The organism is Sulfurimonas sp. (assembly GCF_018698455.1).
Lineage (GTDB): Bacteria > Campylobacterota > Campylobacteria > Campylobacterales > Sulfurimonadaceae > Sulfurimonas.
The window spans coordinates 13,719-30,815 of the sequence record NZ_JABIOQ010000060.1 but is presented as its reverse complement, the minus strand read 5'-3'; the positions used below and the strand labels follow the sequence as shown (position 1 = coordinate 30,815).

Annotated in this window: 18 protein-coding genes and 1 tRNA gene; 8 read left to right on the top strand and 11 right to left on the bottom strand. The window is 34.3% G+C overall.

Annotation, left to right across the window (positions count from 1 at the left end):
- Positions 1 to 44 precede the first annotated feature (44 nt).
- From HOG88_RS08990 to polA, 3 genes are read left to right on the top strand one after another with little or no spacing between them, the layout of a single operon-like run.
- Positions 45 to 752, top strand: a complete 708-nt coding sequence (locus HOG88_RS08990; protein WP_295005372.1) for a sulfite exporter TauE/SafE family protein — start codon at positions 45 to 47, stop codon at positions 750 to 752.
- Positions 753 to 791: 39 nt separating this feature from the next.
- Complete coding sequence (locus tag HOG88_RS08985; RefSeq protein ID WP_295005370.1) at positions 792 to 1,616, top strand: HDOD domain-containing protein; 825 nt, start codon at positions 792 to 794, stop codon at positions 1,614 to 1,616.
- Positions 1,609 to 4,326: a DNA polymerase I gene (gene polA / locus HOG88_RS08980; protein ID WP_295005368.1), complete on the top strand. Its 2,718-nt coding sequence runs from the start codon at positions 1,609 to 1,611 to the stop codon at positions 4,324 to 4,326. The genes HOG88_RS08985 and polA overlap by 8 nt, the downstream gene beginning before the upstream one ends.
- Positions 4,327 to 4,328: 2 nt before the next feature.
- Here polA and HOG88_RS08975 read toward each other — a convergent pair whose 3' ends face one another.
- Positions 4,329 to 4,580, bottom strand: a complete 252-nt coding sequence (locus HOG88_RS08975; RefSeq protein WP_295005367.1) for an EscU/YscU/HrcU family type III secretion system export apparatus switch protein — start codon at positions 4,578 to 4,580, stop codon at positions 4,329 to 4,331.
- Positions 4,577 to 5,851: a flagellar hook-length control protein FliK gene (locus HOG88_RS08970; RefSeq protein WP_295005365.1), complete on the bottom strand. Its 1,275-nt coding sequence runs from the start codon at positions 5,849 to 5,851 to the stop codon at positions 4,577 to 4,579. The genes HOG88_RS08975 and HOG88_RS08970 overlap by 4 nt, the downstream gene beginning before the upstream one ends.
- Positions 5,852 to 5,951: 100 nt before the next feature.
- Between HOG88_RS08970 and HOG88_RS08965 the strand changes: the two genes are divergently transcribed.
- Together HOG88_RS08965 and HOG88_RS08960 are read left to right on the top strand one after the other, a co-directional pair.
- Entirely contained in the window at positions 5,952 to 6,530 is a 579-nt protein-coding gene (locus HOG88_RS08965; protein WP_295005363.1) for a thiamine phosphate synthase, read from the top strand.
- Between the two features lie 228 nt (positions 6,531 to 6,758).
- A complete protein-coding gene (locus tag HOG88_RS08960) occupies positions 6,759 to 7,697 on the top strand; it encodes a diguanylate cyclase (protein WP_295005361.1) in 939 nt (312 codons plus the stop codon).
- A 27-nt stretch (positions 7,698 to 7,724) separates the two neighbouring features.
- Here the strand turns inward: HOG88_RS08960 and HOG88_RS08955 are convergent, their stop codons facing one another.
- Complete coding sequence (locus tag HOG88_RS08955) at positions 7,725 to 8,963, bottom strand: NAD(P)/FAD-dependent oxidoreductase (protein WP_295005359.1); 1,239 nt, start codon at positions 8,961 to 8,963, stop codon at positions 7,725 to 7,727.
- Positions 8,964 to 8,989: 26 nt separating this feature from the next.
- Here HOG88_RS08955 and HOG88_RS08950 point away from each other — a divergent pair, with 26 nt between their 5' ends.
- The 3 genes from HOG88_RS08950 (at position 8,990) to HOG88_RS08940 (ending at position 11,306) form a co-directional block, all read left to right on the top strand.
- Positions 8,990 to 9,646 (top strand): tRNA-uridine aminocarboxypropyltransferase, encoded by a 657-nt coding sequence (locus tag HOG88_RS08950; RefSeq protein WP_295005357.1) that lies wholly within the window; start codon positions 8,990 to 8,992, stop codon positions 9,644 to 9,646.
- Between the two features lie 21 nt (positions 9,647 to 9,667).
- Complete coding sequence (locus HOG88_RS08945) at positions 9,668 to 10,819, top strand: OmpA family protein (RefSeq protein ID WP_295005355.1); 1,152 nt, start codon at positions 9,668 to 9,670, stop codon at positions 10,817 to 10,819.
- 268 nt (positions 10,820 to 11,087) lie between these two features.
- Positions 11,088 to 11,306: a tyrosine-type recombinase/integrase gene (locus HOG88_RS08940; RefSeq protein ID WP_295005460.1), complete on the top strand. Its 219-nt coding sequence runs from the start codon at positions 11,088 to 11,090 to the stop codon at positions 11,304 to 11,306.
- Between the two features lie 31 nt (positions 11,307 to 11,337).
- Here the strand turns inward: HOG88_RS08940 and HOG88_RS08935 are convergent.
- From HOG88_RS08935 to HOG88_RS08900, 8 genes are all read right to left on the bottom strand, one after another.
- Positions 11,338 to 11,412: transfer RNA gene (locus HOG88_RS08935), tRNA-Asn, on the bottom strand.
- A 56-nt stretch (positions 11,413 to 11,468) separates the two neighbouring features.
- Positions 11,469 to 12,416, bottom strand: coding sequence for a radical SAM protein (locus HOG88_RS08930; RefSeq protein ID WP_348653011.1), 948 nt, complete (start codon positions 12,414 to 12,416; stop codon positions 11,469 to 11,471).
- Complete coding sequence (hemE, locus tag HOG88_RS08925; protein ID WP_295005351.1) at positions 12,397 to 13,440, bottom strand: uroporphyrinogen decarboxylase; 1,044 nt, start codon at positions 13,438 to 13,440, stop codon at positions 12,397 to 12,399. The genes HOG88_RS08930 and hemE overlap by 20 nt, the downstream gene beginning before the upstream one ends.
- A gap of 28 nt (positions 13,441 to 13,468) precedes the next feature.
- Entirely contained in the window at positions 13,469 to 13,984 is a 516-nt protein-coding gene (locus HOG88_RS08920; RefSeq protein WP_295005349.1) for a YqhA family protein, read from the bottom strand.
- A gap of 1 nt (position 13,985) precedes the next feature.
- Positions 13,986 to 15,029, bottom strand: coding sequence for an aspartate-semialdehyde dehydrogenase (locus HOG88_RS08915; RefSeq protein WP_295005347.1), 1,044 nt, complete (start codon positions 15,027 to 15,029; stop codon positions 13,986 to 13,988).
- Positions 15,030 to 15,097: 68 nt separating this feature from the next.
- Positions 15,098 to 16,240: a sigma-54 dependent transcriptional regulator gene (locus tag HOG88_RS08910; protein WP_295005345.1), complete on the bottom strand. Its 1,143-nt coding sequence runs from the start codon at positions 16,238 to 16,240 to the stop codon at positions 15,098 to 15,100.
- A gap of 20 nt (positions 16,241 to 16,260) precedes the next feature.
- Complete coding sequence (locus HOG88_RS08905; protein ID WP_295005343.1) at positions 16,261 to 16,683, bottom strand: hypothetical protein; 423 nt, start codon at positions 16,681 to 16,683, stop codon at positions 16,261 to 16,263.
- The gene (locus tag HOG88_RS08900; protein WP_295005341.1) at positions 16,629 to 17,093 is read right to left on the bottom strand and encodes an LPP20 family lipoprotein; all 465 of its coding nucleotides are present in this window, start codon (positions 17,091 to 17,093) and stop codon (positions 16,629 to 16,631) included. Before HOG88_RS08900 ends, HOG88_RS08905 begins: the two co-directional genes overlap by 55 nt.
- Positions 17,094 to 17,097: the final 4 nt, after the last annotated feature.

The window sequence follows — 17,097 nt, the reverse complement described above, 5'->3', positions numbered from 1 at the left end:
TTTTTTATAATAAATAAAATAAAATATTTATGACAAGGTAACAAGTGGAAACAATAGATTTATTTAGTATTGTCAGCATTGCATTTTTGGGTTCTTTTGGACATTGTATAGGTATGTGTGGGGGGATTGTTGTCGCATATACGACTATTAAAATTCATCCAGCGAGTCCTATAGTCTCAAAGAGTCAAGCTCATCTTCTTTACTCTTTAGGTCGTGTTTTAACATACACTTTCTTAGGGGCTCTCTTTGGTGTCTTAGGAAATACAGTAATGTTTTCTGGAAATGCGAGGGGAATACTCTTGATAGTAGCTGGAGTAGCCATGCTTTTAGCTGGCCTTTCTCTTCTTGGAAAGTTAAAGTTTCTATCTCTGATAGAGCACTCATTCTCCTCATCTACCTTGTATAAAAAGACATTTAAAATAATTTTAAACTCAAAGTCCAATAGTAGCTTTTTTGCTCTTGGTATGCTAAATGGACTTTTACCTTGTGGGTTTGTTTACTTTTTTGCTATTACGGCTGTAGGGACAGCTGACCCAGTATATGGTGCTTTAGTTATGGCTATTTTTGGTTTAAGTACTATTCCTGCTATGTTTGGAGTAGGTTTTTTAACATCTCTTGCAACTGCTACAAGCTTTAGAAATATGATGATGAGTCTATCAGCAGTATCCGTATTGGGCTATGGTGCTTTTACCATTTATAAAGGTTATTTATTTATAGAAGATCCTGCTCCATCTGCTCAACATTGTCATTAATATATGCTATAATTGGAACAAAAAAAGGCTTCTTAACCAATGAAAAGCTCAATTATTGATAGTATAAAATCTCTTCCACCTCTCTCAAAGACTATTATGGATATAAATCGTATTTATGCTGATGTAGAATCAGTTATAAATGATTTAGCAAAAGTAATTGCACCTGATCCTATGATTGTTACAAATCTTTTAAAGACTGCTAACTCACCTCTTTATGGTTTTGGTAAAGAGATAAAAAATGTAGTACAGGCTGTTTCACTCTTTGGTATGAGTATGACAAGAACAATCGCTCTTGGAAACTCTGCGAGAAAACTACTTAATGTTGATATGAAGGCTTATGGTGTTACAAGTGATGATTTTGCTAATGTTTCCGAAAAACAAGCAAAGCTTATACTAAACTGGTATTCTAAAGTAGACAAGACTAAGGCAGAGGACCTCTACCTTGCTGCATTTTTACAAGAAATGGGAAAGATTCTTATCTCTAATGATATAATTCAAGAAGATGAAGATACAAGCTTTAAGTCAGAAATAGACATGACTATGAACATCGCACAAGTTGAAAGAGAATATGCAGAGGTTTCAAGTTCAGAAGTTACAGCTGAAGTTTTTGCACACTGGGGTTTTGGTGAACAATTTGTAGAAATGATTAGGTATGCGGATAATCCAGATGAAGCACCAGCAGAGATAAAAGAGTATTCAGTAGCTCTTAATATCGTAAAAACAGCACTTCCAATAAATAAACCATTTTCGGACCATGCCATTAACTTTGCACTTACTAAGGCCAGAGATGCTGGATTAAACCATGAACTTTTAGAAGATGTAATTGATGATATGTTAGATATTATAGAGGATGAGAATGAGTAAAACTGTTACAGTAATAGATACTTTTGGGTTTTTTTTTAGAAGTTTCTATGCTCTCCCTCAACATCTTAAAAACAAAGATGGTTTTCCAACAGGTCTTTTAACCGGTTTTACTAACTTTATCTCTACTCTGCAAAAAGATCACGATAGTGATTACATCATTTTTGCAATAGACACAAAAGGGAATACTTTTCGTAATGAAATAGACCCTAACTACAAAGCCAATCGCTCTGCACCTCCACCAGAACTTTCAATGCAACTTCCAGTCGCTATAGAATGGATAGATAAGATGGGTTATAAAACATTAGGTATGAGTGGTTTTGAAGCTGATGACATGATAGCTACAGTTGTTCATTTAGCACAAGAAAAAGGCTACAGTGTTCGTGTTGTTTCTCATGATAAAGATCTTTACCAGCTTATAGATGATGATAAAAATACAATTATTATAGATGCAATAAAACGCAAGAGTATGGATGAAAAAGCTTGTTTTGATAAGTATGGTGTTACTGCAAAACAGTTTACAGACTACCAGGCAATACTCGGCGATAGTGCAGATAATGTTCCTGGTGTTAAAGGCATTGGAAAAGTGGGTGCTGAAAAACTTTTAGTAGCATATGGAACACTTGATAATGTCTATGCAAATGTCCAAGAAGTAAAAGGCGCAAATCAAAAAAAGCTTATAGAATGTAAAGATCAAGCCTATATGTCAAAGGAATTAGTAACTCTTAAACGCGATGTATTTGATAGTATGGACTTTGAAGAGTATGCTATGAATGTTGAGAATCCATTTCTTAACATCTATGATGAACTTGTCCAGTATGAGCAAAACGCCGTACTTCGTGTACTTCATGCCAAAAACCAAGTGAGTGATGAGAAACGAGAAAGTGCTGTTGCAAATGTTGAAGAAGAAGACTGTAGTGTGAAGCTAGAGTTTAAAGCGACTCTTGTTACAGATGTAGAAACTCTCAACACCATTCTAGACAAACTAAAACCAGATACAGTCGTGGCGTTTGATACGGAGACAACAGGTTTAGATTACGAGAAAGATAAACTAGTTGGATTTAGTTTTTGTACGAACGAGAAAGAGGCTTTTTATGTTCCTTTTGCTCATTTTTATCTAGGTGTACCTGAACAGATTAGCGAAGAAGATGCAAAGTCTGCCATGAGAAAAATCTTTAACTCAAAAGTAGTTGGACATAACATTAAGTTTGACCTTCATTTCGTTACTCGTTTCTTAGAAGATGATAGCTTAGAAGTATATGCTGATAGTATCATTTTAGCTTGGCTTATAAACTCAGAGTCGGCACTTTCACTTGATAAACTATCTTCTGCACTTTTAGGTCATCAGATGGTTGCGTTTAAAGATACGGTAAAAAAAGGCGAGACTTTTGCCGGTGTTGCACTAGAAGATGCTTGTCAGTATGCAGCAGAAGATGCTTTCATCACTGCAAAACTTTACAATGTTTTCTTAGAAAAGTTAGAACTTCAAAACGCGACACATCTTATAGATGAAGCTAGAGAACTAGAATTTCCTTTTATAAAAACACTTTTAAAGATGGAGAAAGAGGGTATAGAAGTTAATAGTAGTTTCTTAGAAGAGTTTTTAGTTGAAGTTAAAGAGACACTCTCACACTTAACGACAAGTATATATGAGCTTGCTGGCAGCGAGTTTAACATTAACTCGACTAAACAGTTAGGTGTTATACTTTTTGAGACTTTAGAGCTTCCTGTAGGTAAAAAAACAAAGACAGGATATTCAACTGATGAGAAAGTTTTAAGTGGACTTAGAGAGAAGCATGAGATCATTCCTAAACTTTTAGAGTACCGTGAGGTGTATAAGCTTTTTTCTACTTACATAGAGCCACTTTTAAAACTAAGTCGTGAAGATTCAAAGAGCCGTATTCATACGTCTTTTGTACAGACGGGAACTGCTACGGGACGTTTAAGTTCTAAAAACCCTAACTTACAAAACATACCTACGAGAACACCTTTAGGTGCAAAGATTCGTCAAGCATTTGTGGCAGGCGAAGGTAAAAAACTTATAGGTATAGATTATTCTCAAATAGAGCTACGTTTACTTGCACACTATTCAGAGGATAGTGTTTTAGTCTCTGCGTTTAAGGAGGACAAAGATATTCACCTTCAAACGGCTATCGTTCTTTTTGGTGAAGAAGAAGCTCCCGCTAAACGTAGTGTCGCTAAAACCGTAAACTTTGGACTTCTTTATGGAATGGGTCCAAAAAAACTCTCAGATACACTGAAAATAACTACTAAAGAAGCAAAAGAGATTATTGAGAAGTATTTTGAATCTTTTCCAACAGTTCGTACTTACTTTCGCTCTATTGTAGACACTTCTAAAGAGCAGGGTTATGTAGAAACACTACTCAAACGCCGTCGTTATTTTGACTATGAAAACGCGACACCAATGTTTAGAGCAGCTTATGAGCGAGAAAGTGTAAACTCTGTTTTTCAAGGAAGTGCATCTGATCTTATAAAACTAAGTATGAATAAAATCCATACTATTATAGAAGATGAAAACCTAAATGCGAAGATGTTACTTCAGATCCATGATGAACTTATTTTTGAAGTAAAAGCCGAAGAAGCTGAAGCTTTAGGTGCTAAGTTTCGTAGTATCATGGAAGAGATAATGGAACTTAACATTCCACTCAAAGCAAGCCTTAACATCGGCGATAACTGGAGCCAGTTAAAATAAGTTTATTTTTTACTAGTCTTATATAAAAAACTAAATACTTCTGCTATCGCCTGATACATCTCCGCTGGAACTTCTCTATCTATATCTACTTTTGAGAGAAGTTCCACTAAATCCTCATCTTTCTTTATCGGAATATCATTCTCCTCTGCTATTTTAATGATATTTTTAGCGGTAAACCCTTCTCCTTTAGCCGTAACTTTAGGAGCTGAGTTTGTAGAAGCATCGTACTTAAGTGCTACAGCTTTTTCTTTCATGCTTTTACCTCAAATCCCATGTCTAAATTAGGAGAGTTTTCTGTATAAGAGTTTGAAGTTTCATCTAAAAACCGTATAGATTTTGGAGTGATACCAGCAGAAAAAAGTTGTTTTTTTAGTTCGGGAAGATTTTCTTTTATTTTCTCTTTAAGGGAATCACTCTGAGAACTTATGTTGATGTTGAGTTGATTTTTCTCAAATATTCCTAAGCGTAGTTTTAACTCTCCATACTCTTTAAGTGTAAGGTTGATATCACAGAAGAAGTTGTCCTTCTTTCCCTTGGAAATGTTGATGCTCCCATCTTTCATTTCTTCCCAAGCATAAGGTAGATAGAGTGAAGAGGAATTAGAAAGATGAGATACAAGTTGATGGTAGTCTATCTGTAGAGTTAATTTGTCTATATGTTTGAGAAGCTCTTGTTTGTTTGGGTTTGTAGAGTTGTTTATCTCTTCGTGAGTTTTTAGCAGGACCGCTTTTAAGTCATTTGAAAACATTTCTTTGAGTTGTGTTTGTGTGGTGAGTTTTTCTGGGTGACTTAAGGTGCTTATTTTAGTAAGTACGGACTTTGTACCCTGCGTAAAGATAATGTCTTTAGGACTGATGCTCTTTTCTACAGGTGCAGCTACTTTGTGCTGTACTTTTTCAACTATGTCGTTTGAACTTTTTGAGAGTTGGAGTAATACTTGTACATTTTCTTTACTACTACTCAGAAGCTCTTTGTTGGAAATATTTTTAAATAGATCAGTTGAAAGCATCTCTTTAAGTTGAGTATGAATTACTTTAATACTTGGCAGTTTGGAGGTCTCCAAAAGTTTTGACAACTCTTGCATTGCTTGTTTGAGCTCTACTTTAGGAGTTTGTAGGTTCTTTACTTTTGCTTCTAAGAACACTCCAGAGTTTTGAATCTTACTTTTAAGTGGAGTTTCTTTCATATTTGAAATATCACTCATGAAATTTTTGAGTGTTTTTTCTAGGACGGGGAAAGTGCTTTTATCATGTGTAAGTATTGCTAAAAGCTCTTTAGCACTATTTGCAGTTGTCCCTAACTCTTTAAATGTTGGATTATTTTTCACTAGGTTTAAAAGTGTTTTATTTTGGCTTGGTGTATCTAAACTCTGATTGAGGAGATTATTTAGAAGTGATTTTAAGTCTTTATCTTGAGTTAGTGTTTGAAGCTCTTTTGGTGAGGCTTTTTTTAGTACTTCATCTAAAGCTTTGTTTGTGTTTGGAAGTATGATATTTAAAGTTTTATTTGTATTAGTATTTATCATAATTTAGTATATCATTTTTTTTGCTATAATATTTAAGAAATTATACGAGGAATCTTAATGATAAGTAGTTTTGGTGGGAGTACAAGATACAGTGACCATTATGAATGAAAAGATAAAAATAAATATGCTAAAAAAATATCTTATAACTTCTCCAGATTTTCATACAGATGTGCCAACAGTTTTTAAACAAGTACTTCGCGAACAACTACTAAAATATCATCCAGAATTTATTTTATATAGAGATAAAACAAATAAAAACTATGTAGAACAAGCTAAACTCTTTGTTGATATTTGTTCTGAATTTGAAGATATAAAAGCTTTTATTCATGGAGACTATCAACTTGCCCATACTCTTGGAGCCGTGGGTGTTCATCTAACTTCGCAACAGTTTAATGAGATAAGAAAAGCTAAAGAGTTAGACTTGGATGTAGTTGTGAGTACACATACGATAAAGGAAGTTTTAGAAGTAGAAGCTTTAGGTGCAGACTATGTTACCTATAGCCCAATCTTTACAACGCCTAACAAAGGTGAGCCAAAAGGTATAGCAAAGTTGGAAGAGCTTTTAAACAAAACAAGTATAAAAGTATTTGCCCTTGGAGGCATAGTCGATGAAGAACAGCTAAAAGAGATACGAAAAACCAAAAGTTACGGTTTTGCATCCATTCGTTATTTTCAGTAAGAGAAATTAGGGTGTTTTAAAGCCTCATTTAAAAGAGACTTGAGGTCACTGTATAGTAGTAGAGGGCTTTGTCTTAGTATTTCTAAAAAATTTGTAGAGTCAATGGATGGAAAATTTAGACAGAGAGTTCAGTAGGCATTGGGAGTGATTGAATTTTTGTAATAGAATTTGAATAAGTCAATAAAAAGAAACTTAATGTTAAAATAATATAACTTTAATGGAGAAAGTATGAATCAAAAAAAAGTAGTAGTTATTAATGAATCAGAGGCTAATATAGAAGTTCTTTTGGAACTTTTAAATCCATCTTATGAAGTTATAGTCCGCATGACTGCCGATAGAATAATTGAACTAGTAAATGATGATAAGCCTGACCTTATACTCCTTGGCATAATGATACCTGACATAGATGGCTATAATGCATGTAAGCTTTTAAAGTCTGAAAAAAATACTAAAGATATACCAGTGATATTTATGACAGAAAAGATAGATGAAGACAGTATATCCTTCGCGTATGAACTTGGGGCAGCTGACTATGTATCTAAGCCATTTAAACAAAAAGAGCTTTTAATAAGGATTGAAAAAGAGCTGAAGATTCAAGAGTTGATCTTATCTCTAGAAGAGTCACATAAAGAGGTAGAGATACTGTCTTTAACTGACTATATGACAAAGTTTTATAATAGAAAGTACTGTTATAAAAGAGCGAGTGAAATACTTAAATCTTCAAAAATCTATCAAAAAACCTTCTCATTAATGCTGATTGACATAGATAATTTTAAGATGATTAACGATATATACGGACACGGTATAGGTGATGATGTTATATTATCTTTTGCTCAAATTATCAAAAAATTAAGTACTAAGGATGATATACTTTGCCGATGGGGAGGAGATGAGTTTTTGATACTTCTTCCCGATAGAGATATAAATCAAGCGCATACGTTTGCTGAAGCAATTTGTCAAGATATAAAGAAGTTAAGAATTGAAACTATTGATAGGGAAGTGGTGACTTATACCGTTAGTATAGGGGTTACAGAGGTTGATTTTACTGAAGATATCAATACAGTAGAGATGATAATGAATGCAGGTGTAGCACTTAATATAGCAAAGCTTACCGAAAGTAACAAGGTATGTGATGATAAAAGTACTAACTTTTCATATATGATTTAAAGTAAAATGATGGTGGTTAAGTAGTGCTTATAAAAGTTTTCCAGCGAGAAATCCACTTGCAAAGCTCCACTGAAGATTATAGCCGCCACAAGGACCATCTAGGTTCATAACCTCTCCGCAAAAGTATAAGCCTGTAATGAGTTTACTCTGCATAGTCTTTGGTTCTATCTCTTTAAGACTTACTCCACCTCTTGTAATCATCGCCATCTTAAAACCATCATGTCCAGAAACTGTAAGTGGTGTCCAAGCTAAAAGTGATATGAGTTTTGCTCTTTGTCCACCTTCTAGTTTTTTGTAGGTAAGTTCAAGGTCAAGCCCTGCGAGTTTACAAATCTCAGTCGCTAAAGGTACTGGAAGTAGGGTGGAGACAAGTTCCACTATGGTTTGCTGAGGGTCTTTTTGATGCTGTTCTTTGAGATGAGTTTTTATCTCTTCTTCATTTTTACCTTTTGTGAGGTTAAGCAGAAGAGGGACTTCCCCATACTTTTTCAAAAGAGGTGTAACTTCTCTCGCAAAGTCAAGAACGACAGGACCACGAATACCGCGTTTAGTGAAAATTAGGTCTCCCTTTGCACGGAGTTTTTTATGTTTTTTAATGTCTACTCGAAGTTCAACTTTTGCTATGGTGTCTGCCCGACAGTGCTCTACCCAGTCTTCTTTGGTGTTAAGTGGCATCATAGCAGGGCTGAGGTCTGTGACTTTATGTCCTAACTCATCTGCGAGATTATAGCCATCGCCCTCTGCTCCAAGAACTGGGTACCCAAGTCCACCGGTGGCTACTATGACGTTTGGAGCTTCATAAATATCTGTTTGTGTTTTTACACCTGTTATATGTTCTCCCGTCATTAGTAAACGCTCTACTCTTTGCCCACAGATAACTTCTACGTTAAGACGTTGCATCTCTTTTTGCAAAGCAGAGATGATGGTAACTGAAGAATGAGAAGTGGGAAATATACGAAAACCATCAGGGGCATGAGTTTCAACGCCAATCTCATCTAAAAATTGTATGAGTTCTCTATGATCAAAAAGGTTAAGAGCATCTTGCATAAAACGCCCCTCTCTTCCAAAACGAACCATAAAGTCTTCATTTGAGAGAGTGTTTGTAAGATTACAACGTCCACCACCTGTGGCTTTTAGTTTAGAAGCAATGTTAGAGAGTTTTTCAAGTAAAAGCACTTTTTTACCTTCTCTCGCTGCAACAATGGCGGAGATGATACCTGCGGCACCACTCCCAATAACTATAAGATTGTAGTTCTCTTCATTCATAAGTTTATTTTACTATAATTTTATTTATGAAAACATATTATGGTGATAGAGAAGAGTGTTACAAGTGTTATAGACCCAAAAGTTCATGTATGTGTGAGCACTTTGAACATATAGATACACAAACAAAGTTTATAGTGTTAATGCATCCTAAAGAGTTTAAAAAGGTTAAAAACAACACGGGGCACTTTACCCACCAAATACTAAACAATTCTGAACTTTTTATGGGAATAGACTTTTCACAACATAAACGCATAAACGAGATAATAGCTACTCATGAAAGTTATATACTCTTTCCTTCTGTAAACGCGGTAAACTTAACCCAAGCATCTCCCGAGAAAAGTGACAAACCTTTAGCTATTTTTCTTATAGACTCAACTTGGGCTTGTACAAGAAAAATGTTTACCCAAAGTACAAATTTAAATACTCTCAAACATATGAGTTTCTCGAGTGATAAAACATCACTCTATCAGATTAAAGAACAACCAAAAGAGAACTACCTCTCTACTATTGAGTCTACATTAGTCGTGTTAGAACTGTTAAATGGGTGGAGTATTGAGAATAATGCTCAATCAGAACTAGATGGTTTCTTACGACCTTTTCATAAGATGATTGAGTATCAAAAAAAGTTGATTGAAAGTTCTATAAGTCAGTCTGTTCGTTTTAAACGCCATGGAATTAAATAGTAGTAGTAGAAAATATATGATATGATTAGAACTATGAAAACAAGCTATTTAAAAAACATATCATCGTCTTTTCTTGTATTAAGTTTTTTTATACTTATAAGTGGATGTGGCAGCCCCCAACCAAGTGCCAATTCTCTTAAAGTAGAAAACAATCAAGAACAAAAAAAAGTAGTTGAAGAAAAGAAAAGTAGTACTCAAGGTGACAATAGAGTAAATACTAAATATACTAGGATTTTACAAAACTGTTTTAAAACAGGAGAAGTACTTCTTCAAAAGAGTTGCATAAAAAAAATAAAAGTATTTTTAGAAGAAACACCTTTAGTGCACAAAAGACAGATAATCATTGAATCATATACCGATAAGGTTGGTGATTCTCAAGATAATTTAAATATTTCAATTAAGCGTGCATTAATGGCAGCAAAATCTCTTTATTTTAAAGAATATAAGCACTCAGTAGTGTATTATCAAGGATTTGGAGAGAAAAATCTAGTACATAACTCAGAAGACGAAATTGCAAATATTACTAATAGACGCTTGGTAGTTACAGTAAAAGACAAAAAAGAATTTGCAGATAAAAAGAAATATAATAAATACATTTATAAGAAAAAACGCACTACGAAGAAAAAACCAAAACTTGCGAATAAAGCGATGAAAGATAAAGGTTCGAGTAGAGTTAACCTTATAAAATATACGGGAAAACCTGACACAGGTTGGATCTATTTTGGACAGGAAAAATTAAAAAATAAATTTAATATAAGTTGTGCCGAAGATAAGGTTAGAAAAGTTAAAAGAAGATCTGTTAAAGGAAAGAAGAAAGAAAAGTTTATGGATGTTGCATACAATAGAAAAATGAGTGCAATGATTGGAAATGAGTATAAACTGAGAATAGCCCCTATTTTTGTATTTGAAGATGGATATCTCCCTGAAAATAATCCCAATGTTGTAGTTAAAAGAGGAAAAGGAATGAAGGTGTTGACAAGTTTAGTTAATGCTTATCGTGGAGAAAAAGCTATGCTTTACAGGGTGTTTATAAATACGAAAAATAGTCCAAAGAGTGAACTGAAATGTATGGATATAGTTGTTCCATATGAAGAAAATATTAAAAAACATGGGTTTGCTTATTTTAAGAAAAATAAGACTTTCATACAAAAAAAGTTGAGTATTGAGAATTAATGTAAACCCACTTAGTATATTTTGACATAATTTCTTTAAAAAAGGTACTAAGTTGAGGGAAAAAGGGAGGAAGATAAAAGATAGTTAAGTTTAAACTCTCCTTGAGATTCCAATTTCTCTAGCATCCCTTTAAACTTATGACTCGTGTGAATAGAAGCATTATCAATAACAGCTACAGTTTCTTTTGTGATTTCACTTGTAAATAAATTAAAGTGTTCAATTACTACTTCAAAATCTACTTAAACAGTGTGGGCTTGATTATTGACCTATTTATCATACAAGACACACATTTGCAACTCTAATGTTAGAGAATGGTGAAGATATTTTATTGGTTAGTAATATGCTGGGTCATACAGATTCAACTATGACTTTATCAAGGTATGAAAGATACATTAAGAGAGAAAATAAAAAAAGAGGTCAGTTTTTAAAACAAGAGTTGACACCAAATGGCACCGAATTTGACACCGAGTTATTAAATATAGCTTGAAAGTGTTTGTTTTTGGGGTTTAAGTTTGAAGTGGCTCCGGATGCTGGATTCGAACCAGCGACCAAGGCATTAACAGTGCCCTACTCTACCGCTGAGCTAATCCGGAATGTTTATAGGGCAAAATTATACTTTATGAGATGAAAAAAGTCAAGCTAATTTTAGTTACTTTATGCGTTTTCTTTGTATATTTGTAGTTGGTATGTAAAAAACAAGGTTTCCGACATTTTTTGTACTTAAAGTAGTGTCTTTTAGCATTCGCTCAAAACGAGAAATAGTTTCTTTATCAAAGAGTAAATTTATATCATCTATGGTTAAAGGACGTTTATCTAGTGTGTTCACAATTTCTTCATCAGTATAAGAAGAGTTGTTTGGCTCAGCATGAGTTCTAGAAGCTATATGAATAGGTAAGGCTTTGTCAAACATAAGTGATATAGAATGAAGTTCTTTGTAGCTTATACCACTTACTGGATAAGCAGGTGGTCTATCAATAGTTCCTAAATCAACTCTATGGCATTTTATATGTTTAAGAACTTCATTTAGTTTTTGGATCTCTTCTTTAGTATCATTTAATTCATATACGAAAAGAATTTCAATAAATAACTTACCGGTATAAACTTCACTAAACGCGATGACCTTATCAACTACTTGTGATATATCTATACTTTTATGAGGTCTATCAATTTTTGTAAATATATCTTCAGATATAGCATCAAGAGACAGCTTAACTTGGTCTAGTTTTAAAAGTGAGTTAAAAATATTATCATCAACAAGAGTAGCACTGTTTGTTAAAATTAATGTTTGGGTATCTTTTTTTATTAGATCAATTTGTTCTATAAGTTCATCTAGAAGAGGGTAGAGGGTTGGTTCACCGTTAGCTGTCAGTGTTATAACATCGATTGTATCGTTAAGGTGGGGTTTTAGTTCATTTATAATTGATGCAACAGTTATTGTCTTACTCTGAGACTTCACAGTAACACTTGGTGCAAGTTCACAGTAGAGACAGTCAAAGTTACACTGCTTGTGCGAGGGGGAAAGGTCTATACCTAAACTCATGCCAAAACGGCGAGAGTTTATCGGACCAAATATGATATTATTTTTTTCCGCTGACACGGTGACATTCATTTACAAAGTGGATTGCATTTTCAACAGGGACATCAGGTAGGATTCCATGACCAAGGTTAAATATATGGCGTTTACCACCCATAGTCTCTTGAATTTTTTCTACGCACTTAGTAGTAGCTTCTTGAGAGTAAAGACGACACGGTTCCATATTTCCTTGAAGAACATACTTGTCTCCTAGTTTCTCTTTAGCAAGTGACATTGGAGTACCCCAGTCAACACCAAATACATCGAAGTTTCCATATACTTTGTCATAAAATGCAGGGATGCCTTTAGGGAACATAATAATAGGAACCTCAGGATATTTTTCTTTTAGGTACTCAGCGATTTCAACCATATAAGACCAAGAGAACTCATCATACATACCTGGCTCAATAGCTGCTGCCCAGGAGTCAAAAATTTGTACTACATCAATTCCTGATTGGATCTGCTTTTCCATGTAAAGTTTTACAACTTCAGTTACTTTTTTGAGGATATTATGAAGTAGTTCAGGGTTTGAATACATCATTTTTTTACAAATGTTGTATGTTTTAGTTCCTTGACCTTCAATCATGTATGTAGCAAGTGTCCATGGTGCACCAGTAAAACCAATAAGGGCTTTATTGTCTCCGCGTTCATCTAGCTGTTTACGAAGAAGTTTGATAGTATCAAAAACATAAGTGAGTTTACTGGCAGCTTCGTCACCACCAATTAGTCTGTCTAGGTCGGCCTGTGTTTGAAGAGGATCTGAAAACTTAGGACCTTCTCCTTTTATAAACGATAAGTCCATTCCCATTTCATCAGGAATAACAAGAATATCACTAAATAATATTGCCGCGTCAACACCAACAATGTCAAGTGGCTGAAGAGTTACTTCAGCCGCTTTTTTTGGATCGTGACAGAGATTTAAAAAGTTTCCTGCTTCAGCTCGAACTGCCATATACTCTGGTAAGTAACGACCAGCTTGTCTCATCATCCAAACTGGAGTGTATGGCGTTTCTTTACCTAAACATGCATCTACAAATATTTTACTCATTTTTATTCCTAATCTTTATTAATCTTTATTAATGTTTGTGTCCGACTTTACCTAAAAAGTATAAACCAACGGCTACGGCAGTTATTGAAAGTGAAAAGTAAAGCATATCTAATGCACCATTGTACTGAGTATGTCCGACTTTTTGAAAAAAACCAACGACAAGAACCATAACTATTACTTTAGATATTTTATCTTTTAATTGGTCGAGTGAGTGAATAGCAAGTATTTTATTATCTTCACCATCTTTATCTTTTGCAACATCTATATCTGAGATGAAAAGTTCATACAAACCAAAAGAAAAAAGAAGCATTACCACACCAATAAGGTATAAATCAACAGCTCCTATAATCCCACCAACTACATCTTCATGAAATGTTGAAGGATGAGAATGTGATAAGTATGTATTTAGTACAAACTTAGCAGTATCATAAATATCAATAGAAGCAACTATAAAAAGTATAGCCGCTCCTATTAAACCAAAAATAACAGCAAGTATAATAATAAATCTTGAAGCCCAGAGGCTGTTTTCAAATAACTTTTCCATATTAGTTGTTTTCTTCCAATTCAATCCATTTTTGAGCAATTCTTACTGCGTTTGTTGCAGCACCAACTCTAAGGTTGTCAGCTACTACAAAAAGGTGTAGCATATTTTTAGAGTATACATCCCGACGAATACGACCTACAAAAGTTTCATTTTTATCTATACATGTTGCAGGCATAGGATAAAGCGCTTCATCTGGTTTGTCAAGTATCACAAGGTTAGGTGCTCTGCTTAGTATTTCTCTTGCCTCGTCCGCATTTACTTCAGAGTCAAAAGTAAGTGTAAGTGCTTCAGCATGACCACGAAGGGTAGGGACACGAACACAAGTAGCACTTAGTGCTATGTCTTTGTGCATTATTTTAGTCGTTTCATTGACCATTTTCATCTCTTCTTTTGTGTATCCATTTTCTGTAAATGAATCTATTTGAGGAATGACATTAAGAGCGATTTGCTGATTAAATGCTTTGTGTTCAGCTTCATCAAGTGTAAACGCGAAGAATGCTTGCATTTGGTTTACTAGCTCTTCCATCGCGGTTTTACCTGCTCCACTTGTTGCTTGGTATGTACTTACATCTACACGTAGTAAGTCATAAGCATCATCAAGAGGTTTAAGTGCTTGAACCATCTGAATAGTAGAACAGTTTGGGTTAGCAATTATACCTGTCTGCCTCCATTTTGCTATATCTTCGGGGTTTACTTCAGGTACAACAAGAGGAGTGTTCTCATCCATTCTAAAATGTGAAGTGTTATCTATGACAACAGCTCCTGCTTGCACCGCATATGGAGCAAACTTAGCACTAACACTTCCTCCAGCACTAAAGAGAGCTATATCTATCTCTTCATCTTTAAATACGTCTTCTGTGAGCTCTATAATGTTTATGTCAGCACCATTAAAATTTACTTGTTTACCAATACTTCTTGCACTTGCTAGTGGCACAAGTTTATTTAGTGGAAAGTCTATCTCTTCAAGGATAGTTAATATTTCTTCACCAACAGCTCCATTGGCACCAACTACTGCTACATTATATTTTTTACTATTTTCGCTCATTTGTTTTCCTATCTTTTTATTTTATTTTCTAGTGCAAACAAGTTTTAGCTTTTTGCGCTACTTTACTATTACTTCCGTGTTTCTAAAAAAAGTTCATCTTTTTGTATCTCTTGTGTTTCACTTAGTATGACTGAACGCTCAACAACAGAAATAAGTTCTCTAATATTTCCTGGCCAGTCGTACTCTAAAAGAGTTGCTGTTGCTTCTGGTGAAAATGTTTTTATATCAAATCCATACTTTTCACAGTTTTGCTGGCATGTTGCTTCTGCAATCTGGAGTATTTCATCTTTACGCTCACAAAGAGGTGGAATATGAAGCGGTATAGTATTTAAACGGTAGTATAAATCCTCTCTAAATTCTCCATTCTTTATTTTATCAGTTAGCTTAGCATTTGTTGCTGAGATAACTCGTATATCAATCTTTATGCTTTTAGATGAACCAAGTCTACGTACTTCTTTTTCTTGTAATGCACGAAGAAGTTTAGCTTGAACGCCATAAGGCATCTCTCCAATTTCATCAAGAAAAAGAGTTCCACCATTTGCTAACTCAAACTGTCCAGCTTTTGCTTCACTCGCATCTGTAAATGCACCTTTTTCAAATCCAAAAAGTTCACTTTCTATAAGATTTTCAGGAATTGCTGCCATATTTATAGCAATAAAAGGTTTTTTTGCACGAGGTGAGTTTTTATGAATATATGTAGAAAAAACTTCCTTACCTACACCACTCTGTCCTAAAAGAAGTATACTTGCATCTGTTTTACAGGCTTTGTCTACAATACTTAAAAGTTTAGTCAGTGCTGGTGATTTACCTAAAAAACCACTTGCTTTTTTCTTCGAAGTTTTTGGAACACTCTTTTGCACTTTTTGTACTTTATCCTCGCGTTTAATTGCACCTATAAGTGCATCAACATCAAAAGGTTTTAGTAAAAAGTCTTTGACTCCGAGGTGAATAGACTCTATAGCACTTCCAAGTGTTGCGTTTCCTGTCATTATAATGACCTCGTAACGGCCATTTAAAGTTTTTACAAACTCTATACCATCCATACCAGGCATATTAATATCTGTGATAACTAAGTCAAAACTATCATCAAGACCTTTAATCGCATCTTTAGCATTTTTAAAAGTTTTAATATGAAACTCTTTATAATCGCCCATGGCGATTTCAAGAGATTTTCTCATATTGATATCATCTTCAACTATCGCAATTTTCAAAAATTATCCTGTTATTTAGCCTATTTTAAAGGCGATACTTTAACAAAATTATCATTAAAATCGACTTTGAAGCAGGTTGTTTTAAGAGTTAGTATAGTTGTTGAGCTATATTTGTAGTTTATAGTAGCATCATGATGCTCGACATTAAGACCTATGTGATGAATATAGTCTACAAATTTTCTATGATTTTTTTCTATGATTTTTTTTAAATTCTTATCATCTCGAGTTTGAAAGACAATTGATTGATAAGGTTTTCCCTTACATTTTTGCATTGTTTTTGAGATTTCTAAGGTTTCATTATAAAGGACAGCATCTTTAACAAGGTATCTATAGGAGATAAGGAATTCACTCGCATTTAAAGCGAGTGAGGGTAGTAAAAGAAGAAAACCTACTGAAACTGAAACTGAGAGTGAGAAATCAGAATTTCCATCTCTACTTCGCATAGACCCTCTTTAAATGTAGTTTCAACAATGCTTGCATTTCTAACCATAGCCTCAACAGAAGTTCTAACAGTAGATCGCTTAACCATCATATTTTTTATTATGTCTTGTCCATCTACACGAACACCTTTTACTTTTTCAGCAACAAGTCTATATGCATCAGCAATAGCTGCACGTTTTGCGAGGGCAAAAGCTTGTGCAGGTGAGTATGTATTCATCGGTGCAACACCTTGACCAAGAACACTAATAAGTAAGTTTTTATTTTTTTCAAGTAAAACTTCCTGTGATTCTTCAACTTGTGAAAAAGTAGGTGTTGTTACTGTATCTTGAAAGGCTTGTACCCTTCCTGTGTTAGGAGCTGCTATTAAAAGAACTCCACTGAATAGAGCTGTTATTACAAGAGATAATTTCATTGTG

What these genes read in the sequence shown, in the direction of transcription:
- HOG88_RS08985 (WP_295005370.1), top strand. Translation starts at nt 792, where the DNA reads ATGAAAAGCTCAATTATTGATAGTATAAAATCTCTTCCACCTCTCTCA.
- polA (WP_295005368.1), top strand. Translation starts at nt 1,609, where the DNA reads ATGAGTAAAACTGTTACAGTAATAGATACTTTTGGGTTTTTTTTTAGA.
- HOG88_RS08975 (WP_295005367.1), bottom strand. Translation starts at nt 4,580, where the DNA reads ATGAAAGAAAAAGCTGTAGCACTTAAGTACGATGCTTCTACAAACTCA.
- HOG88_RS08970 (WP_295005365.1), bottom strand. Translation starts at nt 5,851, where the DNA reads ATGATAAATACTAATACAAATAAAACTTTAAATATCATACTTCCAAAC.
- HOG88_RS08965 (WP_295005363.1), top strand. Translation starts at nt 5,952, where the DNA reads ATGAATGAAAAGATAAAAATAAATATGCTAAAAAAATATCTTATAACT.
- HOG88_RS08960 (WP_295005361.1), top strand. Translation starts at nt 6,759, where the DNA reads ATGAATCAAAAAAAAGTAGTAGTTATTAATGAATCAGAGGCTAATATA.
- HOG88_RS08955 (WP_295005359.1), bottom strand. Translation starts at nt 8,963, where the DNA reads ATGAATGAAGAGAACTACAATCTTATAGTTATTGGGAGTGGTGCCGCA.
- HOG88_RS08950 (WP_295005357.1), top strand. Translation starts at nt 8,990, where the DNA reads ATGAAAACATATTATGGTGATAGAGAAGAGTGTTACAAGTGTTATAGA.
- HOG88_RS08945 (WP_295005355.1), top strand. Translation starts at nt 9,668, where the DNA reads ATGATTAGAACTATGAAAACAAGCTATTTAAAAAACATATCATCGTCT.
- hemE (WP_295005351.1), bottom strand. Translation starts at nt 13,440, where the DNA reads ATGAGTAAAATATTTGTAGATGCATGTTTAGGTAAAGAAACGCCATAC.
- HOG88_RS08920 (WP_295005349.1), bottom strand. Translation starts at nt 13,984, where the DNA reads ATGGAAAAGTTATTTGAAAACAGCCTCTGGGCTTCAAGATTTATTATT.
- HOG88_RS08915 (WP_295005347.1), bottom strand. Translation starts at nt 15,029, where the DNA reads ATGAGCGAAAATAGTAAAAAATATAATGTAGCAGTAGTTGGTGCCAAT.
- HOG88_RS08905 (WP_295005343.1), bottom strand. Translation starts at nt 16,683, where the DNA reads ATGCGAAGTAGAGATGGAAATTCTGATTTCTCACTCTCAGTTTCAGTT.
- HOG88_RS08900 (WP_295005341.1), bottom strand. Translation starts at nt 17,093, where the DNA reads ATGAAATTATCTCTTGTAATAACAGCTCTATTCAGTGGAGTTCTTTTA.